The organism is Micromonospora sp. NPDC048842 (genome assembly GCF_040649935.1).
Lineage (GTDB): Bacteria > Actinomycetota > Actinomycetes > Mycobacteriales > Micromonosporaceae > Micromonospora > Micromonospora hortensis.
Genome location: NZ_JBEZGK010000007.1, coordinates 139,658 through 165,931, shown reverse-complemented (window position 1 = coordinate 165,931; position 26,274 = coordinate 139,658). Strand labels below are relative to the sequence as shown.

Genomic DNA, 26,274 nt, shown 5'->3' with positions numbered 1-26,274 from the left:
GTCAGCCCAACTCGGTGAGCAGCCGTTCCACCTCGTGCTGGTCCGGTGACTCGATCTGCCGGAACAGCGCCAGCGCCTGCTCCAGGTGCGCGCGGGCCGCCGCCGGATCGGTGGCCCGTACGCAGCGGGCGATGCCCTCCAGCGCCAGGCCCTGCTCGCGTGGGGAACCCAGCCCGGTGGCGTCGACGAGCACCCGACGATGCAGGTCGAGCGCGCTGGTCACGTCCCCCTGATCCAGGATGGCTCGGGCCAGCAGGTTGCGCGAGCCGCACTGCGCGATGCGATCCCCCGCCTCGGTCATCGCGACCAGTGCCGCACGGTGCAGGTCGGCGGCCTGTTCCGGACGGCCAGCCTCCCGTTCCATCATCCCGATCTCGTTCAACACCTCACCCTCGCCAAACCGGGTGCCCACCTCTCGCTTGACGCGCAGCGCCACCCGCAGCAACCGCTCGGCCGGCACCACGTCACCCATCCGATGCCGGGTCATCCCGAGGTGCCCGAGGGCGTTGCCGATCCGGCGCGGGTCGCCGATCTCGCGGGCGATCCCCAGGTGCCGCCGGGCGGTGCGCAGCGCCTCGTCGAACCGTCCCCAGAGAAGCAGGGTCATCGTAAGGTTGTTGAGTTCGTTCGCCAGCGCCTCCTTATCGCGCAGCCGCGTCGCCAGCGCGCGGGCAGCGTCGTAGCACTCCCGGGCCCGGCGGAACTCGAAGTTGGCGGCGTACGAGGTGCCCAGGTTGCCAAGGGTGTTGCGGAACTCGCGGCGCAGACCGAGCCGGCGGAAAATCTCCAGCGACCTTTCCATCACCCGGATCGACTCGGGGAAAGCACCCAACCGGTAGTGGGCCGAGGCGAGATAGTTGAGCATTGTCGCGACCGCCCGATCGTCGCCCAACTCCTCGGCGGCGCGCAGGCCCGCGGAGTGCGTCTCGATCAACTCGTCCAGGCGGCCACTCTCGAACTGCGCGTGCCAGCACGCCCTCGCCAACTGCCAGCACTTCTGGAGAAGCCCCTCGGTCTCCGCCAACCGGACCAGTGCGGGCCACAGGGCAAGGTTCTCGTTGAGCCAGGTTCGACCCTGCTCGGTGACGATCGTGACCAGGTCAGCCCGAACCGGTACCGTCACCAAGATCAGCGGTTGGGTCGAGGAGAGCTCCCTCTCGCGAGCGATCGCCGTGGCGACGTGCAGGTGGTGATCGAGCAGACGCTCGATGGCGTCCCGCCGCTCGCCTGCCCGCTCAGGCTCGGCGACCAGCGTCCGCGCGTACTCCCGGACCAGGTCGTGCAACCGGTAGCGGCTGGGCTCCGCCTCCTCCACCAGGTGCGCGTCGATCAACTCGTCGAGAAGGTCCTGGACCTCGGGCAGCGGCAGTTCGACCAGTACGGCCGCGACCAGGTTGTCGAACCGTACCCCCGGGTGCAGACCCAGCAGCCGGAACGCGCGCTGCGCCGCCGGCGACACCTGGGCGTACGACAGGGCGAAGGCTCGACCGACGGACCGTTCGCCCGCTTCGAACTCGGCCAACGGGTCCGGTCGGGTGCTCAGCCGCTCGGCCAGGTCGGCGATCCGCCAACGGGGTCGGTGTGCCAGTCGGGCACCGGCCAGTCGGATGGCGAGAGGCAGGTGACCACAGCGTCGGACCACCTCGGTGGCGGCCTCCGGCTCGGCTGCCACCCGGTTCATGCCGACCACCCGCCCCAGCAGCTCGACCCCCTCGTCGGTGTCGAGCACGGGAAGCGACGAAGGCCGACCCTCGTCCACCCCGACCAGCCGTCGACGACTGGTGATCAGGATCAGGCATCGCGAGCCGTTGGGCAGCAGGGGTGTCACCTGGTCGGCGGTGGCCGCGTTGTCCAACACCAGCAGGGCCCGCCGGCCGGACAGCTCGGAGCGCCAGAGCGCCAACCGGTCGGCCTGGTTCGCCGGTACGCGCTCGTCGGGCACACCGAGTTGCCGCAGCAGCGTTGCCACCGCCGCAGCCGGCGTCAACGGCGTGCGCTCGCTGTGCCCATGCAGGTCGAGGTAGAGCTGGGCATCCGGGTAGTCGTCTGCGAGAGCGGTGGCGAGATGCACCGCGAGGGTGGTCTTGCCGCTGCCCGCCATGCCGTCGATGAGCTGGATCCGGGCCCCGGCCTCCACCTCCTTTACCAGGCGGGCCAGCGTCTGCTGCCGGCCGGTGAAGTCGCCGATCGCCCGGGGCAGCGAGCGGACCGGAGCGATCGGCCGAGCTTCCCGACCGGCCAGGGCCAGGTCACCGGCGAGCACCCGCTGGTGCAGCTCCTGCAACTCGGCGCCGGGCTCGATGCCCAACTCGTCGGCGTAGAACCGCCGGCCCTCCCGGTAGACGGCGAGCGCGTCGGCCTGCCGCCCGACCGCGGACAGTGCCAGCATCAGTTGCCCACGCAGCCGCTCCCGCACCGGGTGCTGGTCGACACTTTCGGCGAGTTCGCCGATCAGCTCGGCTGCCAGACCGAGGCGCAGCTCGACATCGACGCACTCCTCCAGCGCGGTGAGACGCTGCTCGTCCAGTGCCTGTGCACGGCGGCGGACGCTCCGGCTCGGGATTCCACCCAGTGCCGGCCCGCGCCACAACGCCAAGGCGGCGCGGAATTCGGCACGCGCGTCTACCAGGCGACCGGCAGTCGCGGCGGATCGGGCCGCCTCCACACCCCGGGTGAAGACCTCGGCGTCCAGGTCGGTCGGTGCGGTACGCACCCCGTACCCCGCCGGGTCGGTGACGATGAGGTCCGGTGCCAGCTCGAGTTCGGTGAACCGGCGACGCAACCGCGACACGCAGGTCTGCAACTGCGCTCGGGCGGTGGCCGGCGGGCGGTCCTCCCACACCGCGTCGACCAGCTCGTCGACCGGCACGAGCCGGCCGGCCCGCAACAAGAGCATGGCGAGCACGATCCGGTCGCGTCCGGCGGTGACAGTGGACTCGCCACCGCCCACCCGCAGGGGCCCCAGGATCCCGAACCGCATCTGCTCTCCCGCATCAGTGGTGCAACTTCCAGCAGAGTAGTCCGGTGATAACAGACCGCCTCGGTCAGGCGATAGTGATCTGAGAGCGGATCGACAGCGGTGCGCAGCACACTCATTCCGAGTTGTCGGTGACGGCATCCGACGGGGGCGGTGCGCCCGTCCCACCCCAGGGGGCGGGCGTACCGATGTCGGCAGAGCACGGGCGACAGAACGGGCGCCGGGCGAGTTCGCCCGGCGCCCTTTCGCGTACCTGTGGGGTCAGCGGCGGCCGACGGTGAGCACCGGCTTGGTGACCTCGGCGAAGAAGTCGTTGCCCTTGTCGTCGACCACGATGAAGGCGGGGAAGTCCTCCACCTCGATCTTCCAGACGGCCTCCATGCCCAGCTCCGCGTATTCGAGCACCTCGACGTGCTTGATGCAGTCCTGGGCGAGGCGGGCCGCGGGGCCGCCGATCGAGCCGAGGTAGAAGCCGCCGTGCTGCTGGCAGGAGCGGGTCACCTGACCCGACCGGTTGCCCTTGGCCAGCATCACCTGGGAGCCGCCGGCGGCCTGGAACTTCTCCACGTAGGCGTCCATCCGGCCGGCGGTGGTCGGGCCGAACGAGCCGGACGCGTACCCCTCGGGGGTCTTCGCCGGGCCGGCGTAGTAGACCGCGTGGTCACGCAGGTACTGCGGCATCGGCTCACCGGCGTCCAACCGCTCGGCGATCTTGGCGTGGGCGATGTCCCGGGCGACCACGAGCGGCCCGGAGAGCGAGAGGCGTGTCTTCACCGGGTACTTCGACAGCTCCGCGCGGATCTCGTCCATCGGCCGATTCAGGTCGACCCGGACCACCAGCTCGGCGTCGAGCGAATCGTCGGTGACGTCGGGCAGGAACCGCGCCGGGTCGGTTTCGAGCCGCTCCAGCCACACACCCGACGGAGTGATCTTGGCGACGGCCTGGCGGTCCGCCGAGCAGGAGACGGCGATAGCCACCGGGCAGGACGCACCGTGCCGGGGCAACCGGACCACCCGTACGTCGTGGCAGAAGTACCGCCCACCGAACTGCGCGCCGATGCCGAAGTTGCGGGTCAGCTCCAGCACCTCCGCCTCCAGCTCCAGGTCACGGAAGCCGTGCGCGCTCATCGAACCCGCTGTCGGCAGCGCGTCAAGATACTTGGCGCTGGCGTACTTCGCGGTCTTCAGCGCGTACTCGGCGGAGGTGCCGCCGATGACGACGGCCAGGTGGTACGGCGGGCAGGCGGCGGTGCCGATCAGCCGCAGCTTCTCCTCCAGGAACTGCATCATCCGCGTTGGATTGAGCAGCGCCTTCGTCTCCTGGTAGAGGTACGACTTGTTGGCCGAGCCACCGCCCTTGGCCATGAACAGGAACTTGTACGCGTCGGGGTGCCCGTCCGGGTCCTCGGCGTACAGGTCCACCTGGGCAGGCAGGTTGCTGCCGGTGTTCCGCTCGTCCCACATGGTCAGCGGGGCGAGCTGGGAGTAGCGCAGGTTGAGCTTGGTGTACGCCTGGTAGACGCCCCGGGAGATGGCCTCCGCGTCGGCACCGTCGGTCAGCACGTGTCGACCGCGTTTGCCCATCACGATGGCGGTGCCGGTGTCCTGGCACATGGGCAGGACACCGCCGGCGGCGATGTTGGCGTTGCGCAGCAGGTCCAGCGCGACGAACCGGTCGTTCGGCGACGCGGCCGGGTCGTCGATGATCGCCCGGAGCTGCGCCAGGTGCGCGGGACGCAGGAAGTGCGCGATGTCGTGCATCGCCTCGGCGGTCAGCGCGGTGAGCGCGGCCGGCTCCACGGTGAGGAACCGACGGCCTCCCGGGCCGTGTACGACGTCCACGCCCTCGTCGGTGACCAGGCGATAGTCCGTCTGGTCCGGGCCGGTCGGCAGCAGAGGGGCGTACGAGAATGCGGCGGCACTGCTCATGAGCGGCAAGCCTAGGGCAGACCGGTCGATCACTCCCACCCGCCGGGCGGGTCCTGGGACGCCGCTCTCATCCACCGGGCGTGCCGGGCCCGGTCGCCATCCCGATCTTCGGACGAACCGCCCGCTCAGCCGTCCTTGCCGCCGCCCGGGTCGGGGCAGAGTTCCCCCTTCGGCCCGCAGTCGCCGTCGTTCGGCCCGCCGGGGCCAGGGCCGCCCGGCCCGGGATTCCCATCATCGCTGGGCGGTCGGGTGGGCGAGCTTCCGGACGCGCCGAATCGGACGTACCCGATCTCCCGCCCCTCACCAATGATCATCCCCTGTGAGCCGACGGCGAGGGCGTTCGCCGAGGTGCGCAGGGCGGCCAACTCCCGGCCGGTGCGCGGGTCCAGTGCCGCCAGCCGGGACGGCTTCTCATCGGCCACCACCGCCGCGTAGGGGGTGAGCGCGGCCCCGGCCTTGCCGCTGGCCTGTCGCGTCCAGAGAACCTTCTCGGTGCCCAGCTCGCGGGCGATGACCGAGCGCTTGTCGGCGGCCCGGAACACCGCCGAACGGTCGTCCACAGCGATCAGCTTGGTGCCCGGCTCACCGACCCAGAGCAGCCGGCCGTCGTACCCGTCGATGACCGTCTCGCGGCCGTCCGGGGCGACGCCGATCAGCACGTTCCGCGCACCCTGCGGGTCCTCGCGCTGCACGCAGCCGGCGGAGTCGGCGGTGCGCAGGTTGATGCCGGCCCGCTGCCAGGCCTCCTGCCCGGTCGCCGAGTCCCGGGCGGAGATGGCGAAGTAACAGGTGCCGTCCTGGGAGCGGGCCGAGATCCGCAGCAGCCGGCCGCCCACCACGGAGAGCCGCTCCTCCCGGCCGGGCTCGACGTTCTGCAGCACCCGGCCGGTGGCGGTGTCGACCACGTGGACCCGACCGTCGACCGGGAAGCCGAGCAGCGGTGGCGCGGCCTCCGCCCCGGCCACGCCGTCGTCGATCCGGGTGGAGGTGAGCCGGCGGGTGCCGCGCAGACCAGGGTTGTCGGCGAGCAGGCCGCTGTGGACTCCGGGCAGGAAGGCCGTCCAGAGCGGCGTCGTGCCACGCGGGTCCCAGGCGCTGAGGGTGCAGTCGGTGGCGTCCGTGCACCTGGCGTCGAGGAGCAGGTTGCGGTACGTCCACACGGCCACCGCGTCATCGTCACGCCGCCGGGTCACCCCGGTCGTCGGGTCGAGCAGCTCGTACCCCTTGACCAGGAGCTTGCCCACGGCTACGACCGGGTCCCGGTCGCCGCCGGCGACCGCCGCCCAGTCGGCCTTGCGCTCCCAGAGCTGGGCGCCGGTGGCCAGGCTGCGAGCCTCGACCCGGGTGCGCTGCTCGACCACGACCGCGTCGCCGGCAATGGTCACGCTGCGCGGAGTGCCGCCGACCCGTTGCTGCCAGACCACGTCGGGCTCGGAGATGGGTTCGCTGCGATCGACCCAGTCCCACAGGCCGGGGAACGGGTTCCACACGCCGGTGGCGGCGAGCGCGACGACCACGGCGAGGCCGAGCAGCAGCCCACCGCGCACGCTCCCCTTCGCCACCCGCACACCGTAGCCACGATCACGGATCTTCCGTACGCCCGCGCCGCCGTGTCGCCGCGCTTTCTGCGCTCGGAGGTGTTAGAGCGCCCTTCCCTCGGCCCGAACAGCGCTGCGCACCAGCGGAAGCGTGCGGTAGGGGATCTGCTCGGCCAACGCGATGATCGTCGAGGCGCGGGTGATGCCGGCGGACGAGACGATCTGGTCGATGACCCGTTGCAGGTCGGTGTTGGAGCGGGCCACGATCCGGCAGAGCAGGTCGCTGGAGCCGGTGATGGTGTGCGCCTCCAGCACCTCGGGGATGGCGGCGAGGTGAGCGGTGACCGGGTCGTGGCCGTGTCGTTGACTGATCTCCAGGGTGACGAAGCTGGTCACCCCGAACCCGATCGCGGCCGGCGAGATCTCGGGGCCGAAGCCCTCGATGACCCGCCGCTCGACGAGCTTGTCCAGCCTCGCCTGCACGGTGCCCCGGGCCACCCCGAGCCGCCGGGAGCACTCCAGCACCCCGATCCGCGGCTCCTCGGCGAGCAGTTCGATCAAGCGCACGTCGAGCGCGTCGAGCTGTACATTCTGCTCACCATTCATGAGTGAACACCATACCGAATGCGCAACCTGACCAGCATTTACGCCAACAGTTGCCCACTCGATGCCGAGGCAGCGATCCTCGCCACAAGAACCGACCACGGCGGCCCACAAGGCCGGCCGGTACGCGAGGGAGCCCACCATGACCCAGGCGATCGACCGACCCCAGTCGACCGAGGACGTCGACGTCGACCGGCTCGTCGGCGCTGTCGACCACGACATCAGCCACGACCCGTTCCCGGTCCGGGGCCTCGACCACGTGCACTTCCTGGTCGGCAACGCCAAGCAGGCCGCCCACTACTACTCCACCGCCTTCGGCATGACCTGCGTGGCGTACCGCGGCCCCGAGCAGGGCTACCGGGACCACGCCCAGTACGTGCTGACCAGCGGCTCGGCCCGGTTCGTGCTGACCGGCGCCGTGCGCCCGGACGCCGAGGGCGCCGAGCACGTCGCCCGCCACAGCGACGGGATCAGCGACATCGCGCTGGAGGTCCCGAACGTGGACGCCGCGTACGCGCACGCCATCGCGCAGGGCGCCGCCAGCGTGGTCGAGCCGCACGAGGTGACCGACGAGCACGGCACCGTTCGGATGGCCGCCATCGCCGCGTACGGCGACACCCGGCACACGCTCGTCGACCGGTCCCGCTACACCGGCCCGTTCCTGCCCGGCTTCGTGGCCCGGGGCCCGATCGTGGACCGGCAGCCGATGATCGACGCCGGCATCCAGCCGAAGCGCTTCTTCCAGGCCGTCGACCACGTGGTCGGCAACGTGGAGCTGGGCCGGATGGACGAGTGGGTCGAGTTCTACAAGCGGGTGATGGGCTTCTCCAACATGGCGGAGTTCGTCGGCGACGACATCGCCACCGACTACTCGGCGCTGATGAGCAAGGTCGTGGCGAACGGCACCCGCAAGGTGAAGTTCCCGCTCAACGAGCCGGCGATCGCCCGCAAGAAGTCCCAGATCGACGAGTACCTGGAGTTCTACCAGGGCCCGGGCGCGCAGCACATCGCCGTCGCCACCAACGACATCCTGGCCAGCGTCGACGCGATGCGCGCGGCGGGCCTGGAGTTCCTGGACACCCCGGACTCGTACTACGACGACCCGGAGCTGCGCGAGCGGATCGGCAAGGTGCGGGTGCCGATCGAGGAGCTGAAGGCCCGCAAGATCCTGGTCGACCGGGATGAGGACGGCTACCTGCTCCAGATCTTCACCAAGCCGGTGCAGGACCGTCCCACCGTCTTCTTCGAGCTGATCGAGCGGCACGGCTCGCTGGGCTTCGGCAAGGGCAACTTCAAGGCGCTCTTCCAGGCGATCGAGCGGGAGCAGGAAGCCCGCGGCAACCTGTAACACTTGCGAGCGTGACGCAACCTCCGTCGTACCCGACGCCGCCGGCCGGTGGGTTCCAACCCACCGCCGGCGGCCTCGCGCCGCAGCCCGGCCCACACCCCCACGGGTACGCCGCGCCGCCGCAGTACGCCCCACCCGGGTACGCCCCGCCGCAGTTCTACGGCGGACCACAGCGACCGGTGGCCCCGCCTCCGACGCTGACCCCGGGCGGACAGCCGCTGGCCAGCTTCAGCGATCGATTGCTGGCCATGTTGCTCGACGCCGCGGTCTTCATGGTGGTCGGCCTGGTGCTCGCGGTGCCCGCGGCGATCATCTTCCTTGTTGTCGTTGCGCCCGATCTCACCCTGTTCGCGTCGGACGGCTCGATCCGCGAGCCCGACTATCTCCGTGAAATCCTGCTGCCCCTGCTGTGGCTGGACCTCGGGATCATCGTGATCTCGTTCGTGCTCGCGTACGTCTACTACGTCGAGATGATGTTCAAGACCGGCCAGACCTTCGGCAAGAAGATGATGAAGCTGCAGATCGTGCCGCTCGACCCGACGCGCTCCCTCGACCGCCGGGCCGCCGCGAAGCGGTTCCTGGTGCAGCAGTTCTCTGGCTTCGTCCCTGGGCTGAGCTACCTGGACGGGTTGTGGCAACTCTGGGACAAGCCGTGGCAGCAGTGCCTCCACGACAAGTTCGCTCAGACGGTCGTCGTTAAGGTGTCCCAGTGAGCGAGCGCAGCGAGCGAACCAGCAGCCTCAGTAGGGTGGCGCCTCGCGCCGTCGCGAAGCGAAGCGGAGCGATGGCGTGAGCGTTCAACCTGGTTGGTACGTCGACCCCGCCGACACCGAGACCCGGCGTTACTGGGACGGCGAGGGTTGGCTCGGTGCGCCCATTCCCGTCGACGCGACCCCGCCGGACGGTCCGCCGCCGGCCGAGCCACCGCCGGCGCCGGTCACCCCGGCCGCGCCCGCGGCGTCGACGACCCCCGACTCGGCCACCGGCGCGCCGGGCTGGTCGCCCCAGCAGGGCCCACCTCCTGGGTACGGCGCGCAGCCGGGGCACGGTCCGCAGCCGGGGCACGGTCCGGGCTGGGGACCACAGGCGGGTCCTCCCGGTTGGGGTCCGCAGGGCGGACCGCCGGGCTGGACCCCGCAGGGCACCCCTCCCGGCTGGGCGCCACCGGCCGGTCACCCCGGCTGGCCCGGACGACCGCCCGAGCCGCGACCGCACGGCCTGCGGCTGGCCGGCTACGGCCGTCGGTTGGTCGCCCGCCTGATCGACTTCGGCCTCGTCTTCGCACTGAACGTGGTTGTCAACGGCTGGTTCGTCTGGCGCTGGGCGCAGGAGTGGGCGCCGTACTGGCAGGAGGTCTTCCGGCGCGCGTCGCGCGGCGACACCTCCGCCGACGGCCTGCCGATGCCCAGTGAGCAGGCCAATTCTCTGCTGGTGGCGATCCTGCTGATCGCCACCGCGCTCTGGTTGGCGTACGAGGTGCCGACGATGGCCTCCGGCGGGCAGACCGTCGGCAAGCGGGTGATGCGAATCCGGGCGGTGCCGATGGCCGCCGACCAGCCGCTGGGCGTCCGCCGGGCGCTGAGCAGGTGGAGCACGCTGGGCCTGCCGACTCTGCTCTGGTACTGCGCCGGGCTCGGCCTGGTGCTGCAACTGGTCGATGCGCTTTCCCCCCTCTTCGACCACCCCCTGCGCCAGGCGCTGCACGACAAGCGCGCACAGACGGTGGTCGTCGAAGTCCCCCCACACACCGATAACGCCCCCTCGAACGACCGTAACCAGCCCCCGGGAGACACCCCATGACCGACTCCGGACGTCACCACCCGGCGCTGCGGCTGACCCGCGTCGACCTGGACGCGCTGCCCAGCTACGTGCCGGGGCGCAGCCCCGCCGACCTGGCCCGGGAGTTGGGCCTGCCGGAGGCCATCAAGCTGGCCAGCAACGAGGTGCCGTACGGGCCACTGCCCGGAGTGGTGGAGGCGGTCACCGAGGCGATCACCACCTCGCACCGCTACCCGGACATGGGTGTGGTCGCGCTGCGGGACGCGCTGGCCCAACGCTACGGGGTGGACGCCGACCGGATCGCCACCGGCTGCGGTTCGGTGGCGCTGGCCGAGCACCTGGTGCGTGCCACCTGCCTGCCCGGCGACGAGGTGCTCTACTCGTGGCGGTCCTTCGAGGCGTACCCGATCATCGTGGCGACCAGCGGCGCGACCAGCGTGCGGGTGCCCAACGACGCCGGGCACGGGCACGACCTGGCGGCGATGGCCGCGGCGGTGACCGACCGGACCCGGGTGATTTTCGTCTGCAACCCGAACAACCCCACGGGTACGGCGCTGCGCCGGGCCGAGCTGGACCGGTTCCTCGACGCGGTGCCGGACGACGTGCTGGTGGTCATCGACGAGGCGTACCGGGAGTTCGTCACCGACGCGGAGGTCCCGGACGGTCTCGACTACCTGGACCGGCCGAACGTGGCGGTGTTGCGCACGCTGTCGAAGGCGTGGGGGCTCGCCGGGCTGCGAATGGGCTGGCTGGTCGCCCAGCCGGTGGTGGCCGCCGCCATCCGCAAGGTGGCGACCCCGTTCTCCAGCAGCACCGCGGCCCAGGCCGGTGCGCTCGCCGCGCTGACCCAGGTGGCGGAGATGGAGCGCCGCTGCGCCCTTGTCGTCGCCGAGCGGGACCGGGTCACCGAGGCGCTGCGCAAGTTCGTGCCCGAGGTGCCGACGAGCCAGGCCAACTTCGTCTGGCTGCCGTTGGGCGAGCGGGCCGTGGCGTTCGGCAAGGCGTGCGAGGCGCGCGGGGTGATCGTGCGGCCGTTCGCCGGAGACGGGGTCCGGGTCACCATCGGCACGCCGGCCGAGAACGACGCGTTCCTGGCCGCTGCGGAGGCAGCGCTGGCCTGAACCTCCTGTGACCAAGTGGTGACAGATGAGTTGTTTGTCCGTTTAAGTGCCCACTTAGCCCCTATCTTGCGAAGTAGCCAGACGTGCCGAGGATCGCGTCCGGCTCACTTCGAGAACGGGGTAAACCACAGTGCGTACTGCCAAGATCTGTCTTGCCGGGGCGGCCGCCGCGGCGATGGTGGGCTTCCTCGCCACGCCGGCCGCCGCCGCGCCCACCGACACCACCACCGTCACCTTCGAGGTACTCGCCGGCACCCTCGACATCGACGCGCCGGCCGCCGCCGACCTCGGTGACGGTGCCCCCGGTGGGGTCATCACCGGCCAGCTCGGCGTGGTGACGGTCACCGACTCGCGAGGCGCTGCCGACGCCTCCTGGGTCGCCTCGGTGACCGCGAGCGTCTTCCAGACCGGCGGCGGCTCCCCGCCCGAGACGGTTCTCCCCGAGGAGATCGACTACTGGTCCGGCCCGGCGACGGCCACCACCGGCACGGGCACCTTCACGCCGGGGCAGGCCACCGCCGGCGACGCCCAGCCGCTCTCCAGCGTCACCCCGCTCACCGCGTTCACCCACAGCGGCGGCACCGGCGGCAACACCGCCAGCTGGAACCCCACCCTGGACGTCAACGTCCCGCTGGACAGCATTGCGGGCGTTTACACCGGCACGGTGACACATTCGGTGGCGTAGCCGCCGGGGGCGGTCGACCATCGCGGTCGCCCTCGCCCTGTTCTGCCTCGCCGGTCCGGGTCTGTCGACCCGGGCCGGCGCGGTCGAACCGGAAGCGGGATCGGACGACGGCACCATCGGGATCCGGTTGCTGGAAGCCCCGACCGAGCGCCGCGCAGACCCCCGGGCGCTGCGCTACATCGTCGACCACCTACCGCCGGGCATCACCATCAAGCGGCAACTGCTGATCGTCAACCGCACCGACCAGACCCGTCGGGTCGACGTGTATCCGGCGGCCGCGACCCTGGAGGATGCGGCGTTCCGCTTCGGCGAGGGACGCGCCGAGAACGAGCTGACCTCCTGGATCACCCTCGACGAGCGCTCCGTCGAGCTGGGACCGTGGGAAGAGACCCGGGTCCGAGCGACGGTCACCGTGCCGCCGAACGCCTCTCGGGGCGAGCGGTACGGGGTGGTCTGGGCATCCACCGCCTCGACGCCCCGGGCCGGCGGCGAGATCATGCAGGTCCACCGGGTCGGAGTCCGGATGTACCTCGACATCGGGCCCGGAGGCGAACCCGCCTCCGACTTCTCGATCGGCGAGGTACGCCCGGCCCGCAGCCCGGAGGGCGAGCCGTCGCTGACCGTCCAGGTCAACAACACCGGAGGCCGTGCCATCGACCTCACCGGCGCTGTCACCCTGACCGACGGCCCGGCCGGCAGTCGGGCCGGCCCGTTTCCGGTGGGGCAGGGCGTCACGCTGGCGCCGGGCGCCTCCGGGCAGGTCGTCGCCCGACTCCCGGCCACGTTGCCGAACGGGCCCTGGAAGGTCGAGGTCAACCTGGAGAGTGGCATGGTGAAGCGCAGCGTCACCGCGCAGATCCAGTTCCCTGATCCAGGCCAGGTCGGAAAGCGGGGCAGCGTCATCTCCCGGATGGCATCCGTCTGGACCGTGGGGGCCGCCGTTGCCGGCCTGCTGCTCATCACCGGCCTCGCGGTGGTGGTCCGCCGGTCCCGTCGGTCTCCCCGACCCCCCACCGGCAGGCCACGGGAGCGGGTTCCCGCCGGACGGTGACCCCACTCTGACGGCCGAGCACCGGACCGCCGGCGGCGGCTTCCACCAGCCGCCGGCGGCGGTCGTACGTCAGACCGGGCGCCGACGCCGGACAGCGAGCCAACCGACGATCAGCAGGGTCACGCCCAGCCCGCTGAGCAGCAACGTCGACCCGCCCGAACCGGTGACCGGCAGCTGGCCCCCGTGGCTGGGTGTGGGCTGAGGCGGTGCCGGCGTGGGTTGCGTCGGCGTGGGCGTGGGTGGCCCCGGTTGCGTCGGCGTGGGTGTCGGCGTAGCCGGCAGGATCTCGAAGGTGACGCCCGTGTCCGCCGACGGCTCGGCCCGGACGGCGTTGAGCCCCCGCGCCGAGGCGGGATCGGCGGCCAGCACCGGCGACACCGCCAACGCCAGGCTCGCGGTGGCGGCGAGCGCGCCACCCACTAGGTAGTTGGCTGCTGTCCTGGCCATGCGCCGACCCCTTCCACCGGAAACCTGAACCGTGAAAAACGTACCCTTTCACGACAAAGGGAATGGAATGGTTCGGTGTTCCGCGGCCGAAGACACCACGATCAGGTGGCGGCCAGAATCACCGTCTCGCCGGTGTAGTAGTAGCGCCGGTCGTCGCCGGTGGGGTCGACCGGCCTTCGGAGCCGCTCGATCGCGACGAACCCGTCCTCGGCCGTCAGCGCCCCGGGCGCCCAGCCGGTCCCGTCCGAGCCGACATTGAGCACGAAGCGGGACAACTGCCTACCGGTCACCGGGTCCAGCGTCACCAGATCGTTCGCCTCGGTCAGCAGGTGCACCCGGCCAGGCTGCCCGGCCAGCACCCGGGCCGTGCCCAGGCCCGCGGACCGCCACAGCTCGGTGCCCGTACGCGCGGATCGACCCACCACGACCCCGTCGACCACGGCGACGGACTGCTCACCGACCAGCGCGGCGCCGGCCGGGTCCAACGCGGGGGCGGCGACCGGCGATCCGGCAGCCAGCAACCAACCCCGACCGCCCTCGCCACCCGGCCCCGCGGTCCGCAACCCCAGACAGTCCGACAGGCCGGTACGACAGCCGAGCGGCGTCACCACGAACCCGTCCGGGCCGCCCGGCGGTCGCCAACGCTCACGTACCTCGCCCGTCGCCGCGTCGCGGAACTCGACAGTGGCCGCCCCGGCGCAGGTGTCCAGACCGATCAGCAGCCCTGTGGCGCTGGTGCCGACATCGCTGCGGCACCTGCCGGGCAGCTCGACCCGCCACAGCTCCCGGCCGCCGCTCAGCTCGACCCCACGCGCCTGGGAATCCCCGGTCACCACCAGCACGATCCGCCCGTCGGGAAGGTCGGCGAGCTGGAGCCCCGGCGCATCCCAGACGGTCGCCGCCCAGGTACGACGCACCGGCGCCGTGCTCTCGACGGGCTCCGGGCCGTCGGCTCGCCAGAGCACCCCGCCGGTCCGGGCGTCGAGTGCGACGAGTTGTCCGTCGGACCAGCGGCTGACCACAGTGCTGCCGCTGGCCACCACCCCGGTCAGCTCAGCCGGCCACCGCCGGTACGACCAGTACGGGCTGGTCCGGTACCGGCCGTCGACCGGCCGATCGGCGTAGACCTGGCGGTGTGCGGCGTACACCCGCAGTCTCCCGTCGACGATCAACGGGGCGACTGGCAACCGACCGATCACTCCGGCAGCAGGTCGGGCCGGGGCCGGATAGTCGGCCCGCGCCACGGTGCTCACCTCTGCCGGTGCAAGGACCCGGTGGACGATGACCACGACGGCCGCCGTCGCGAGCAGCGCCGCGACCACGATCGCTAGCCGTCGCCGGCCTCTCGGGAACCTCATGCCGCACCTCCGCCCGGCACCCTACCCAGCGGAGGGGGCCGGACCCCGTTCAGGTCATGGCGCGGGCCGACCGCCTGGCGCTCAGGCGGCTTCGACGGAGCCGGCGGCACCGGCCGCGACGGCAAGGTCGGCGAGATCACGCCAGAGCGCCGCCTCGACCGCCCGCGCGGCCAGGCCGCCAAGCAGCAGCGCCACCACCCGACCGTACGGAGCGGTAGGCACCGCCTCGTGGGTGACGGTGATCGCCGTGCAACCCCGACGACGGCGGCGGACCGGCCGCAGGCTCCACGTGATGCGGTAGTCCGCGCCAGTGCCGGAGGAACAGAGCACCAGTCGCTGCGGTGCGAGCGCCTCGACCACCAGGAACTCCTCGGTCAGCGTGCCACCGCCCGGCTGGACCCGTTCCTCGCGCCAGGAGGTGCCCGGCCCGAACGAACCCGGGGTGAGCACCTCGATCGGGCCCGCTGCTGTCAACCGGGCCGCACGGCCGGGCAGATCGGTCAGCAGACGCCAGACATCGACGGCGTGCGCCTCGATGATCCCGGTAATCGCCACCGTCGACATGCCACCCTCCCGTGTCCCCGACGGTACGCGGAGTGAGGGCCGGACGGGGCCCCCGGAGCGGAATTTCCGCCACCCGGGGGCCACGCTGTCCGATTGGGCGGTCGCTTCGGCACCGGTCGTCGTCGACCGGCGCCGAAGCGCCGGTCAGCGCTCGAAGCGACCGGCCCGAATCGCTCCGATGAACGCTGTCCACCCCGGCGGGCTGACCGCGAGTGTGGGACCGGCCTGGTCCTTGGAGTCGCGGACTCCGACCAGACCATGGACGTCGACCAGGTTGTCCGCCACTTCCACGCAGAGCCCCTGGTCGTTTGAGCGGCTGCTGGTACGCCAGACCGCGCCCGCAAGATCGTGCATCGTCGTTACCTCCGTGTGCGTCGGGATTGCCCCACCGCTGTGCCGGGCGTGGCCCGGCCCGTGTGGGACGACTTGATCCGCGTGACCAACGGCGCAACGAGGGCTCTTGATCGCACCCGCTGTGCGATCAAGAGTCCCGTGAACGAGACGACTCGAAGACCGGATGGTCAGAGCGCTCCGGAGAGGTCGCGGTAATCCGACTCAACGAAGGAAGCCGCTAGATGGACCGGGCCCGCAGGCCCGGTTTCAACGGGCCGGGCGAACCGTGCCGGACACCTCACCGAGGGCGATGGTGGTGCCGTCCAGGCCGGGCGCGGTGGCGGTGATGGTCACCGTGTCGCCGTCGTTGAGGAAGGTACGGCTCTCGCCACCCACAGTGACCGGCTCGGCGCCACCCCAGGTCAGTTCCAGGAAGGAGCCGACCTGTCCTCGGTCCGGGCCGGAGACGGTCCCGGAGGCGTACAGGTCACCGGTGCGCAGCGAAGCCCCGTTGACTGTGAGGTGTGCCAACTGCTGCGCGGGGGTCCAGTACATGGTGGCGAACGGGGGCTCACTGACCTGGTCGCCGTTCCACTCGACCGCCAGGTGCAGGTCCAGGCCCAGGTGCGGCACGTCCCGCAGGTAGTCCACCACCGGTGGGTCCTGGTCGGGGGCCGGCACAAAGGCGTCGGCGAGGGCGTCCAGCGGCGTCACCCAGGCCGAGACCGAGGTGGCGAACGACTTACCGAGGAACGGGCCGAGCGGCTGATACTCCCAGGCCTGGATGTCCCGGGCCGACCAGTCGTTGACCAGCACCACCCCGAAGACGTGGTCGGCGAAGTCGTCCACGGAGACCCGATCGCCCAACGCGCTGGGCACCCCCACCACGAAGCCCACCTCGGCCTCGATGTCGAGGCGTACCGATGGGCCGGTGACCGGGCCCTCGGCGGAGGCCCGCTGCCCGGTCGGCCGGGTCACCGGCGTGCCGGAGACGACAACAGTGCCGGCCCGCCCGTGGTAGCCGATCGGCAGGTGCTTCCAGTTGGGCAGCAGCGGCGGCTGGCCGGGGCGGAAGATCTGCCCGACGTTCGACGCGTGGTGAACGGATGAGTAGAAGTCGACGTAGTCGGCCACCTCGACGGGGAGCAGCAGCTCCACGTCGTCGAGGGACACCAGCAGCGGTTCCACAGCGGCCCGGTGCGCCGGGTCGGTGAGCAGCTCGGTGATCCGCTGCCGTACCGCCGTCCACTGCGGACGACCCAGGGCCATGAAGTCGTTGAGTACGGGCCGGCACAGCGTCCCGGCGGCCAGCACCAGCTCGGCGGCCTCGGCCGCCGCGAGGTCGAAGACCCAGGACCCGATCCGTACGCCGATTCGCGACGGACCCCCGTTCTGCCGGAACACCCCGTACGGCAGGTTCGTCACCCCGTACGGCGAACCGTCGGCGCCGGTCACCCAGGTCATGCGTCGTAGCCCCCGTTCACCAGCCCAAGCCGGATCAGATCGGTCAGTGGTTCCAGGATGCTGCACGAGCCGAAGCCCACCCAGAGGGGGCGAGGCCGGTCCAGCCGTGCCGTCGCGCGCTCCACCAGGGGGCGCGGGTCGACCACTGTCAGCAGCTCGGCGACGGAGCGCACACCGTCACCGTCGGCGGCGGCCAGGGTCGCGGCCAGCACGTTCGCGTAGCCGTGGTGGGTGAACCCGGTCTCCGGGTCCAGGTGTCGGATCGCCTGGTGCAGCCCGGCGGTGAGCTTGAACGGCAGGCCCCGGTCCCGGCAGGCGCAGATCACTGTGGCCAGCTCGGTCGGGGTGGGGAAGAGTTCGGCGGCCAGGCCGCCGGTGCGGAACTTGGCCGCGATGGGCACCCCGTCGGCCCGCGCGGCGACGAGCGCGTCCAGTGCGCCCATCAGCCCGAAGGTCAGCGGCAGTTCGGCGTAGACGGTTTCCACGCCCGGCAGCGCGTCGGTCAGCCGCAGCAACTCGGCGATGCCGGGCAGTGGGTCCTCGCCGCGCTTGGCGACCGCCACCTCGACCTGACGCGCGGTGACGCCGTCGGGAGCGAGAAACGACAGCGCGAACGGCAGGTTCCCGATCCCGGTGTCGCCGATCACGCCGACCACCAGACCCTCGCCCGGGTCGACGAGTCCGCTCAGCGCACCGGCGGCCACGTCCGAGGCGGGGATCAGCAACGGGCCGACCAGGTCGGCGTACCAGGCGGCGCGGTGTTGGCGATGGGCAGCCAGGGCGTCGTGCAGCGCGGCGCTGCCCGGTGGGAAGACGGCGGCGTCGTCCACCAGGCCGTGGAGGAGTGCTGGCACCTGCGTTGACACGGAACAAGAATGTACGGGACGCTACGAGGAACGGACAACAGCGTCCGATTATCGGACGCCTTCGGCCGGTGAACGGGAACTATCGGGAGGCGAGATGCCGTATTACCGCAGCGTCGGCGAGGTGCCGCGCAAGCGCCACACCCAGTTCCGGCAGCCCGACGGCAGCCTCTACGCCGAGGAGCTGATGGGCCAGGAAGGCTTCTCCTCCGACTCGTCCCTGCTCTACCACCGGTACGCGCCAACAGCGATCCTGGCCGCCGACGAGTTCACCCCGCCCGCGTTCACCCGGGCACCGAACCTGCCGCTCAAGCCCCGCCACCTGCGCACCCACAAACTGGGCACCGGCGGCTCCGACCCCATCCTCGGCCGGCAGTACCTGCTCGCCAACGACGACGTACGGATCGGCTACGTCCTCGCCGACCGACCCTCACCGCTGTTCCGCGACGCCACCGGCGACCACTGCCTCTACGTCGAGTCCGGCACCCTGCGGGTCGAGTCCCCGTTCGGGGTGCTGGACGCTGTCGCCGGCGACTACGTCGTCATCCCCACCTCGACCATCCACCGGCTCGTGCCCACCGGCGACCAGCCCGTCCGACTGCTCGCCGTCGAGGCGTCCGGGCACATCGGTCCGCCCAAGCGCTACCTCTCCGTACGCGGCCAGTTCCTGGAGCACTCGCCGTACTGCGAGCGGGACGTCCGCGGCCCCGACGCCCCGCTGCTCGTCGACGGCGAGGAGGTCGAGGTGCTGGTCCGGCACCGGCGCGGCTGGACCCGCTACGTCTACGCCCACCACCCGTTCGACGTGGTCGGCTGGGACGGGCACCTCTACCCGTGGGCGTTCTCCATCCACGACTTCGAGCCGATCACCGGCCGCATCCACCAGCCCCCGCCGGTGCACCAGACCTTCCAGGGCCCCAACTTCGTCATCTGCTCGTTCGTGCCGCGCAAGGTCGACTACCACCCGCAGTCGATCCCCGTGCCGTACAACCACCACAACGTCGACTCCGACGAGATGCTCTTCTACACCGGGGGCAACTACGAGGCGCGGCGCGGCTCCGGCATCGAACAGGGCTCGATCTCCCTGCACCCGTCCGGTTTCACCCACGGCCCCCAGCCGGGTGCCGCCGAGCGTTCCATCGGCGCTGACTACTTCGACGAGCTGGCCGTCATGGTCGACACCTTCCGCCCGCTGGATCTCTGCGAGGCCGCCAGCTCCTGCGAAGACGAGGGGTACGCCTGGACGTGGGCGCGTTCGGTGTAGTCGGCCTTCGGGGTTTCGCCGGAGCCCGACCCGCTCTGGGCGGTCAGGCTTGATCCCGACGCGGGTCGGGCTCCGGCGAAACCCCTGACCTGGTCGAGCTACGCGACGCTGGTGATCTTTTGGGTTACGCCGGGGGTGGGGCCGGGGTTGGGGCTGGGTTAGCGGATGGCGGTACGCCTGAATACGGCGAACTCGGCTACCGCAGTGACGGCGATGGCCAGCACCAGGGGCCACGGGGAGCCGACCATGGCGTACACCAGCAGCAGTAGCGGCGCGGCGGCCACTGCGTAGATGGCCAGAGCCATCGCCCGGTCCGAGTGCAGCAGGGCGGGCAGGACGGTCCGGGTCAGCCCGGGCAGCCGGGCAGCGAGCTGCCAGACGATGATCCCGCCGGTGAGCGCGGCGAGCACCGCCAGGACGCGGGAGAACCCGTCGCTCGCCGACGCCGCGAACGCGACCAGCACCGCTGCGACCAGCGACCAGCCCGCGCCGTAGAGCACCAGGCGGTGCAGCCCGTACGCGAGGGTTCGTGGCGAGTCGAGCCGGCTCGGGCTGACCGTCACCGCCTCGGCGACGTGCTCCAACGCCTCCGACCAGCGGCGCTGCTCCAGCCTCATGACACCCACCTCGTGGCCGGCCTCGCCGATCCGCGGGTCGAGCCGCAGCGCCTCCCGGTAGGCCCGCTCGGCCAGGTCGAACAGGTCCAGGCGGGCGGCGACCAGGCTGAGCACCAGGTGCGCCTGCGGCTCCTGCGGGGCCAACTCGACACCGCGCCAGGCCGCGTTCAGCGCCGGCTGGCCGTTGCGGGCGCCGGCCAGGATCGCCGCCGCGCTCCGCTGGGCGTACGCGTCGGCAGGGCCGAGGGCGAGGATCCGGTCGGCGGTGGCCGCCGACTCGCTGTAGCGCTCCAGGTCGGCCAGGGCCATGCCCCTGGCGACCAGCGGCGGCAGGGCCTCCGGTGCGGCGGCCACTGCCGTGTCGGCGGCGGTGAGCGCCTCGGCCGGGCGGTCGGCGGCCAGGTGCACCCGGGCCAGCATGGTGAGCGCGTCGACGTCATCCGGCTGGAGGGCCAACCCGTAGGCCAACTCCCCGGCCGCCTCGTCGTAGCGGCCGAGTTCGGCGAGGAGTTGGGCCCGCTGGACGTAGCCGTCGGCGGCGGACTGGTCGGGGGCGGGGTCGCTGGTCATCGCGGCGAGCCTAGGCGGCCGGCGCGTCGTACACCACTGCCACAGCGACCCCGGCCAAACCTTCCTCACGGCCGGCGAAGCCGAGCCCGTCGGTGGTCGCCGCCGAGACGGTGACCGGGGCGCCGACAGCGGCGGAGAGGACCTCCTGCGCCTCCGCGCGACGCCGGCCGATCTTGGGGCGGTTGCCGATGACCTGGACGGACACGTTGCCGATCTCCAGGCCGGCGGCGCGCACGCGACGGGCCGTCTCGGTCAGCAGAGCCACCCCGGACGCGCCGGCCCACTCCGGCTGGCCCACCCCGAAGGCGGAACCGAGATCACCGAGACCAGCGGCGGAGAGCAGCGCGTTGCAGGCGGCGTGCGCTGCCACGTCGGCGTCCGAATGCCCGGCGAGGCCGTCCTGGTCGGGCCAGAACAGCCCGGCCACCCAGCAGGGCCGACCCGGCTCGAACGCGTGCACGTCGGTGCCGATGGCCACCCGGGGAACGATCATGATCAGAGGGTACGCGTCAACCGGCTGCGGCAAGCAGATGCTCGGCCAGAGCCAGGTCGAACGGTCGGGTGATTTTGAGTGCGTACTCCGAGCCGGGCACGCAGCTCACCGCGACGCCCTGCTTCTCGACCAGCCCGGCATCGTCGGTGAGGGAGTCACCGGCGGCGGCATGGGCGGCGCTGAGCACCGCCCGACGGAAACCCTGCGGGGTCTGCACCGCGCGCAGGGCGGAACGGTCGACGGTGCCGAGCACCACCTCGTCGGCGCCGACCTCCTTGATCGTGTCGACGACCGGCAGGACCGGGATCACCGCGTCACGCCCGCCACGCACCGCCGCCGCGACGGATTCGACAAGCTCAGGTGGGATGAGCGCTCGGGCGGCATCGTGCACCAGGACGATCGTCGGACCGGCGGGCACCGCGGCCAGCGCGGCGGCCACCGACGCCTGCCGTTCCGCGCCGCCGGGCACCACGATCACCGGAGCGACAGGGGCCAACAGCTCGCGGACGGCCTGCACCTCCGCGGTCGGCGCGGCCACCACGATGGTGTGCACCGACGGCGCGGCGGCCAGTCGACGCACTGCGTGCACCAACAGCGGCTCACCGGCGAGCAGGCGCAGCGCCTTGGGTCGGCCGGGGCCGAGCCGTACGCCGGCACCCGCCGCAGGCACGAGGACCGCGACGTCACCGCGCGGATTGAGCTGCGCGGTCACGTCGCGGTCCTCGGTGGTTTCTTCACTACGAAGTGGGTACGACGATGCTGTGCGGACTAGGCCTCGGTGAGGACCTTGTCGAGCAGCGTCTCCGCCTCATCCTTGGTGCTCTTCTCGGCCAGCGCGACCTCGCCGACGAGAATGTCGCGGGCCTTGGCGAGCATCCGCTTCTCGCCCGCAGAGAGGCCCCGCTCCCGCTCCCGGCGCCACAGGTCACGCACGACCTCGGCGACCTTCAGCGGGTTGCCGGAAGCCAGCTTTTCCAAATTGGCCTTGTAACGCCGCGACCAGTTGGTCGGCTCCTCGGTGTGCGGAGCCCGCAGAACGTCGAAGACCTTCCCGAGGCCCTCTTCGCCGACCACCTCGCGGACGCCCACGATCTCGGCGTTCTCGGCCGGCACCCGGACCGTCAGGTCACCCTGCGCGACCCTCAGGACGAGGTATTGCTTAGGCTCGCCCTTGATGACCCGAGTCTCGATTGCCTCGATGAGTGCGGCCCCGTGGTGGGGGTAAACAACGGTCTCGCCGACACTGAAAACCATAGGTTCGAAACCCCTTTCGCTGTGTCTAGGGTAACACGCTCAGGCACCGATGTCTCACCGATGTCCTGACCGTTGGCGCAGCTCAGGGGCCCTGTGAGAGGTCTTGCTTCAGCTTGACAGGCGGTCAAACCGATGGTTCGAACACGCTCCGTAACGCGGGAATGACTGCCCGGTACGGGTGAACAGAACGTCGAGATCAAGGGCTATGCGCTTCTCCCATGGTAGCCCGGTCAGCAGGACCGCGCCCAGATGTAGCGGGAGGAGCCCCTGGTGCGCGACCCTGGAGACCGAGCCGCACTCAGCTCTCGAGACGCTTCCAGGAGGTCCGATGGGCAAGCCGGACGCAGAGGGTCACGGGCCAGCCGACGGCCTGCCCGGCCTACCGCCCGAATGGGGCCGCGTGGTGGTCCCCGACGACGCCTCCGCGCTGGCCGCCGAGGCCGCTCAGGTCCGCCATGAACTGCGCCGGGCCAGTGGCCTCCCGGGCGGCTACCGGGCCCTGGGCCTGCCGCTGGTGGTCCTGCTGGTGGCGGTCCTCACCACGCTGGGCGGCCTGCTGGCGGTCACCTGGCCCCGCGCCAACCGCGGCGCCGACCGGCCGACCCCGGCCCCCTACTCGCCGCCGGCGACCCTCACCGGTCGGGCGCTGCCCGCACTGGACCTGGTCGACGCGGACGACGCACCCGTACCACTGCGCGGCCTGCTACCCGCCATGATCATTCTGTTGGACGGCTGCCCCTGCCCGGACCGGGTCACCGACGCCCTGACGGCCGCGCCCGCCGGCGTCTCCGTGGTCACCGTCACCGGGCGGACGGCACCGGCCAGGCCCACCATCGAGCGGCAGGCTCGCGCCCTGGCCGACCCCGCCGGAGGCCTGCGTTCGTTCCTGGGCCAGCCGGCCCGCCCCGGCGCCGCGACCGCCCTGCTGGTCGACCGGGCCGGCATCGTGACCCGGGTGCTGCCGGACCTGGGCACGATCGAGTCCTACCGGAGCGACCTGAGCGCCCTGGCCGCCTGAGCGGCCCCTGTCAGCGAGGGGGCAACGCGACGAGCTGCGCCTGGATGTCGATCGGCCGGTCGACGGCCGACAGCGACAGCCGGAACGGCCCGCCACCGGGCAGCACCTCGGCATTGGCGACCGTGCCATCGCAGTCGATGCGCGGCTGACCGTTGATCTTGGCCTCGTCGCTCGTCACCGCCAGCGTGCCCGGCCGGGTGCACCGGTACTGGAGCAGGTAGCGGGAACCGTCGTCGCTGGCCTGCCGGGTCACATCCTGGCCAGGAGCGAGCTCCCGCTCCTCCCGCCAGATCGTCATTTGGAACGAGGGCAGCTCACCCGCGGGAAAGAGCACCGCGGGATCGCCCTCGATGTCGGTGATCGAGCCCGTCGCCGGGTCGAGCACCACGTGCGAGCCCTTGCGCACCCGGAGGACCTCGCCGGTGTTCGGGTCCAACCTCACCGTCACCCGCTCATCGGGCTCCTCAGCAGCGAGGAGACGTTCCATCGGGGTGCTGACGCTCGGCCCGACCGACGGCACCGCCGCCGCCGAGTCGACAGCCGCCCCGGCCGTCGACGCGGGCGCGGCGGCACGCCACCACCACCCACCGACGACCAGGACAGCCACCGCCGCGCCAAACAGGACCACCGAGCGCAGCCGATCGTCCGAGGTCGCGTCCATCACGTGAGCGTACCGGCCGCAGGCTCAGTCCTGTCGATCCAGCAGAGCGGCGTACAGGGTGAGGCCGGGGCCGAAGGCCAGCATGACGATGCGCCGAGCCGCCGGGGTCGCCCGACCCAACCGGTCCAGGATCAGCAGGACCGTCGGCGACGAGCAGTTGCCGTGCTCGTCCAGCGTCGCCCGGGACGCCGCCAACCCCAGCGGGGGCAACTCCAGCTCCCGCTCGACCACGTTGAGGATCCGCGGCCCGCCCGGGTGCACCGCCCAACCGTCCACCTCGGAGCTGGCCACGCCGTGCCGGGCCAACAGGTCGTCGACCAGCCCCCGGACGTGCCTCGACAGCACCTGCGGCACCTTCGGCGACAACCCCATCCGGAACCCGGCGTCGGTGACGTCCCAGGTCATGTGGTCGGCGGTCGAGGTGTCGGTGACCGCGGTGACCTCGCGCACCGCGTACCCCGAGCCACCCGGCACGACCACGGCGGCGACGGCGGCGTCCGAGAAGAGCGCGTGGGAGACGATCTGCTGGGTGTCCACCCGGGCGCTGGACGGCTGGATGTGCAGGCTTGTCAACTCCGCGCAGAGCAGCAGTGCCGGTCGCCCCCGGGCGGTGACGAAGTCACTCGCCGCGCCGAGCCCCGGCAACGCCGCGTAACAACCCATGTGGCCGATGAACATCCGCTGGGTGTCCGCGGCCATGCCCAGGTCCCGGGCGAGCAGGATGTCCAGCCCCGGGGTGGCGTACCCGGTACAGGAGCAGACGATGAACAGCCCGATGTCGCCGGCGCTCAGCCCGGCAGCGGTCAACGCCCGACCCACCGCCTCCTTGCCCAGCGGCAGCGCCTCCACCTGGTAGCGGCGCATCCGGCGCTCGGTCGGCCAGTCCGAGACGTCCTCCAGCAGCGGATTGACAGCGGCCTGCCGACGGGTCACCCCCGAGTTGGCGAAGATTCGCTGGGCCAACGACCGGGTGGTGCCGGAGAAGTGCCGGGAGAAGAAGCCCTCCCACAACTCGGCCTGCGAAGCGGACGGCGGCTGCGCTGTCCCGAGCCCCGCGATCACTGGTACGAACACGATCCCCACCTCTCGTCAGATGCTGTCCTCCCCCTGGCCGTCCCACCAGCCACCTCGGCCGGTCGTTCCTCCGTGCGAGCCCCGTGCGGCGGGCTCACCAACGCGGTGCCGACCCGTCACGATCCGGGTCGCCGCCTAGGGCGGCGATGCCGAGCCAGTCGGCGCAGACATCCGACGTGGCCGGGTGCAGCGAGCCGCAGCGGGCGTCGCGGTACAGCCGCTCCAGCGGATGTCCACGGCGGGTCGCCGACGTGCCCGCCGCCTCCAGCACCGACGCCGCCACCTCGGCGGCGGTGGTCCCGGCGAGCAGCTTCGCCCGCCACACCCAACGGTTGGTCTCCTCGTCACCGGGCGCCTCGTCCACCCGGCGGGCCGCCTCGGCCACCACCAACTGCGCGGCGGCCGTCGCCGCGTCCGCCCGACCCAGCCGGGCCCGCACCGCCGGCAGACCGGCCAGGTTGCGGGCGTTGAGGTGCTCGGCCGCCGCGTCGATCGCCGCACGGGCGACCCCCACGTAGACGGCCGCGTAGCTGGCCACCAACCAGTGCGGCATCAGCTGGGCCACCACCAGCGCGAGCCCCTCCACCCCACCGAGCAGCCGGTCGGCGGGCACTGTGACGTCCAGGTGCAGGTCGTGGGAAGAGGTGGCGCGCATGCCGAGCGAGTCCCAGGTCGGCTCCACCGTCAGCCCGTCGCCGGCCGGCACCAGGAACTGTGAGACCACCGACTGGTCGACCGCGCTGCGCGCCGCCACCAGGTAGCCGTCCGCGTGCCCGGCGCCGGAGCAGAAGGTCTTGCTGCCCTTGAGGTGCCAGCCCCCGTCGGTCGACTCGTACGCCGTGGTCAGCTGGGACAGCCGCGCGCCCGCGCCACGCTCGCTCATGGCGACCGCGTACCAGGAACCTTGAGCCGCCGCGCTGAGCAGCCGGTCGCGAGCGGCCAGCGCCTCGTCCGGTACGCCCAGCGCCTCGGCCAACTCCTCGGTGACAGCGCCCAGAGCGCCGGTCACCGAAGCGTGCATGTTGAACACCAGGGCCGTCGCGCCGTTGCCCCGGGCAAGCTCAGTGGCCACCGCGGCGTACTCGGCGAAGGTGGCGCCCAGACCGCCGAGCGCCCGGGGGACCATCAGCCCGAACAGGCCGGCCTCGCGCAGGTCGGCGAAGTCGTCCACGGGGAAGGAACCGTCCCGGTCGTGCTCGGCCGCCCGCGCGGCGAACCGCGGCGCCAACCGGCGTGCTGCCTCAAGCGCGTGCACCGTCATCT

The 26,274-nt window shown here is 71.8% G+C and carries 25 protein-coding genes; 8 read left to right on the top strand and 17 right to left on the bottom strand.

Translation table 11 applies throughout. The features are described from left to right. Nucleotide 1: 1 nt before the first annotated feature. The 4 genes from AB0C19_RS12565 to AB0C19_RS12550 all read right to left on the bottom strand — a co-directional run bounded on the left by AB0C19_RS12565 (nt 2) and on the right by AB0C19_RS12550 (nt 7,050). Nucleotides 2–2,980: a BTAD domain-containing putative transcriptional regulator gene (locus tag AB0C19_RS12565; RefSeq protein ID WP_357183543.1), complete on the bottom strand. Its 2,979-nt coding sequence runs from the start codon at nt 2,978–2,980 to the stop codon at nt 2–4. A 258-nt stretch (nt 2,981–3,238) separates the two neighbouring features. After that, nucleotides 3,239–4,906 carry a fumarate hydratase gene (locus AB0C19_RS12560; protein WP_210780856.1) on the bottom strand — a complete coding sequence of 556 codons (1,668 nt, stop codon included), beginning with the start codon at nt 4,904–4,906 and terminating at the stop codon, nt 3,239–3,241. A gap of 125 nt (nt 4,907–5,031) precedes the next feature. After that, nucleotides 5,032–6,441 (bottom strand): PQQ-binding-like beta-propeller repeat protein, encoded by a 1,410-nt coding sequence (locus AB0C19_RS12555; RefSeq protein WP_357183910.1) that lies wholly within the window; start codon nt 6,439–6,441, stop codon nt 5,032–5,034. Nucleotides 6,442–6,546: 105 nt separating this feature from the next. After that, a complete protein-coding gene (locus tag AB0C19_RS12550; RefSeq protein WP_357183539.1) occupies nt 6,547–7,050 on the bottom strand; it encodes an Lrp/AsnC family transcriptional regulator in 504 nt (167 codons plus the stop codon). A 139-nt stretch (nt 7,051–7,189) separates the two neighbouring features. Between AB0C19_RS12550 and hppD the strand changes: the two genes are divergently transcribed. The 6 genes from hppD to AB0C19_RS12520 all read left to right on the top strand — a co-directional run bounded on the left by hppD (nt 7,190) and on the right by AB0C19_RS12520 (nt 13,031). Then, nucleotides 7,190–8,395, top strand: a complete 1,206-nt coding sequence (gene hppD, locus AB0C19_RS12545) for a 4-hydroxyphenylpyruvate dioxygenase (protein WP_357183536.1) — start codon at nt 7,190–7,192, stop codon at nt 8,393–8,395. A gap of 11 nt (nt 8,396–8,406) precedes the next feature. Further along, nucleotides 8,407–9,108: an RDD family protein gene (locus AB0C19_RS12540; RefSeq protein WP_357183533.1), complete on the top strand. Its 702-nt coding sequence runs from the start codon at nt 8,407–8,409 to the stop codon at nt 9,106–9,108. Nucleotides 9,109–9,184: 76 nt separating this feature from the next. Then, a complete protein-coding gene (locus AB0C19_RS12535) occupies nt 9,185–10,195 on the top strand; it encodes an RDD family protein (RefSeq protein WP_357183530.1) in 1,011 nt (336 codons plus the stop codon). Then, nucleotides 10,192–11,295, top strand: coding sequence for a histidinol-phosphate transaminase (gene hisC / locus AB0C19_RS12530; RefSeq protein ID WP_357183527.1), 1,104 nt, complete (start codon nt 10,192–10,194; stop codon nt 11,293–11,295). Before AB0C19_RS12535 ends, hisC begins: the two co-directional genes overlap by 4 nt. A gap of 130 nt (nt 11,296–11,425) precedes the next feature. Further along, nucleotides 11,426–11,980, top strand: coding sequence for a hypothetical protein (locus AB0C19_RS12525; RefSeq protein WP_266304276.1), 555 nt, complete (start codon nt 11,426–11,428; stop codon nt 11,978–11,980). Between the two features lie 127 nt (nt 11,981–12,107). Beyond that, a complete protein-coding gene (locus AB0C19_RS12520) occupies nt 12,108–13,031 on the top strand; it encodes a hypothetical protein (RefSeq protein ID WP_357183523.1) in 924 nt (307 codons plus the stop codon). A gap of 69 nt (nt 13,032–13,100) precedes the next feature. Here AB0C19_RS12520 and AB0C19_RS12515 read toward each other — a convergent pair whose 3' ends face one another. From AB0C19_RS12515 to AB0C19_RS12490, 6 genes are all read right to left on the bottom strand, one after another. After that, on the bottom strand, nt 13,101–13,478 hold the full coding sequence (locus tag AB0C19_RS12515; protein WP_357183520.1) for an LPXTG cell wall anchor domain-containing protein: 378 nt from the start codon (nt 13,476–13,478) through the stop codon (nt 13,101–13,103). 101 nt (nt 13,479–13,579) lie between these two features. Further along, nucleotides 13,580–14,836: a PQQ-binding-like beta-propeller repeat protein gene (locus tag AB0C19_RS12510; protein ID WP_357183517.1), complete on the bottom strand. Its 1,257-nt coding sequence runs from the start codon at nt 14,834–14,836 to the stop codon at nt 13,580–13,582. An 81-nt stretch (nt 14,837–14,917) separates the two neighbouring features. Next, nucleotides 14,918–15,400 (bottom strand): SRPBCC family protein, encoded by a 483-nt coding sequence (locus AB0C19_RS12505; protein WP_357183514.1) that lies wholly within the window; start codon nt 15,398–15,400, stop codon nt 14,918–14,920. 144 nt (nt 15,401–15,544) lie between these two features. Next, nucleotides 15,545–15,754 carry a DUF397 domain-containing protein gene (locus AB0C19_RS12500; protein WP_030327888.1) on the bottom strand — a complete coding sequence of 70 codons (210 nt, stop codon included), beginning with the start codon at nt 15,752–15,754 and terminating at the stop codon, nt 15,545–15,547. Nucleotides 15,755–16,000: 246 nt separating this feature from the next. Next, nucleotides 16,001–17,197 (bottom strand): fumarylacetoacetase, encoded by a 1,197-nt coding sequence (gene fahA, locus AB0C19_RS12495; protein ID WP_357183511.1) that lies wholly within the window; start codon nt 17,195–17,197, stop codon nt 16,001–16,003. Further along, nucleotides 17,194–18,063, bottom strand: a complete 870-nt coding sequence (locus AB0C19_RS12490) for a hypothetical protein (protein WP_357183508.1) — start codon at nt 18,061–18,063, stop codon at nt 17,194–17,196. Before AB0C19_RS12490 ends, fahA begins: the two co-directional genes overlap by 4 nt. A 94-nt stretch (nt 18,064–18,157) precedes the next feature. Here AB0C19_RS12490 and AB0C19_RS12485 point away from each other — a divergent pair, with 94 nt between their 5' ends. Further along, the gene (locus tag AB0C19_RS12485) at nt 18,158–19,324 is read left to right on the top strand and encodes a cupin domain-containing protein (RefSeq protein ID WP_357183506.1); all 1,167 of its coding nucleotides are present in this window, start codon (nt 18,158–18,160) and stop codon (nt 19,322–19,324) included. Between the two features lie 158 nt (nt 19,325–19,482). Here AB0C19_RS12485 and AB0C19_RS12480 read toward each other — a convergent pair whose 3' ends face one another. Genes AB0C19_RS12480 through AB0C19_RS12465 form a run of 4 tightly spaced genes read right to left on the bottom strand, consistent with a single transcriptional unit; the run spans nt 19,483 to nt 22,258 of the window. Beyond that, nucleotides 19,483–20,511: a tetratricopeptide repeat protein gene (locus AB0C19_RS12480; RefSeq protein WP_357183503.1), complete on the bottom strand. Its 1,029-nt coding sequence runs from the start codon at nt 20,509–20,511 to the stop codon at nt 19,483–19,485. A gap of 10 nt (nt 20,512–20,521) precedes the next feature. Continuing rightward, complete coding sequence (gene ispF, locus AB0C19_RS12475; RefSeq protein ID WP_357183907.1) at nt 20,522–21,007, bottom strand: 2-C-methyl-D-erythritol 2,4-cyclodiphosphate synthase; 486 nt, start codon at nt 21,005–21,007, stop codon at nt 20,522–20,524. A gap of 13 nt (nt 21,008–21,020) precedes the next feature. After that, nucleotides 21,021–21,716, bottom strand: a complete 696-nt coding sequence (ispD, locus tag AB0C19_RS12470; protein WP_357183500.1) for a 2-C-methyl-D-erythritol 4-phosphate cytidylyltransferase — start codon at nt 21,714–21,716, stop codon at nt 21,021–21,023. 56 nt (nt 21,717–21,772) lie between these two features. Further along, nucleotides 21,773–22,258, bottom strand: coding sequence for a CarD family transcriptional regulator (locus AB0C19_RS12465; protein ID WP_007073334.1), 486 nt, complete (start codon nt 22,256–22,258; stop codon nt 21,773–21,775). A 328-nt stretch (nt 22,259–22,586) separates the two neighbouring features. Here AB0C19_RS12465 and AB0C19_RS12460 point away from each other — a divergent pair, with 328 nt between their 5' ends. Continuing rightward, nucleotides 22,587–23,276, top strand: a complete 690-nt coding sequence (locus AB0C19_RS12460; protein ID WP_357183497.1) for a hypothetical protein — start codon at nt 22,587–22,589, stop codon at nt 23,274–23,276. Between the two features lie 10 nt (nt 23,277–23,286). Here the strand turns inward: AB0C19_RS12460 and AB0C19_RS12455 are convergent, their stop codons facing one another. The 3 genes from AB0C19_RS12455 to AB0C19_RS12445 form a co-directional block, all read right to left on the bottom strand. After that, nucleotides 23,287–23,937 carry a hypothetical protein gene (locus AB0C19_RS12455; protein ID WP_357183494.1) on the bottom strand — a complete coding sequence of 217 codons (651 nt, stop codon included), beginning with the start codon at nt 23,935–23,937 and terminating at the stop codon, nt 23,287–23,289. Nucleotides 23,938–23,961: 24 nt separating this feature from the next. Further along, nucleotides 23,962–25,011 (bottom strand): type III polyketide synthase, encoded by a 1,050-nt coding sequence (locus AB0C19_RS12450; RefSeq protein ID WP_357183491.1) that lies wholly within the window; start codon nt 25,009–25,011, stop codon nt 23,962–23,964. A gap of 94 nt (nt 25,012–25,105) precedes the next feature. Then, nucleotides 25,106–26,272: an acyl-CoA dehydrogenase family protein gene (locus AB0C19_RS12445; protein WP_330439196.1), complete on the bottom strand. Its 1,167-nt coding sequence runs from the start codon at nt 26,270–26,272 to the stop codon at nt 25,106–25,108. Nucleotides 26,273–26,274 lie beyond the last annotated feature (2 nt).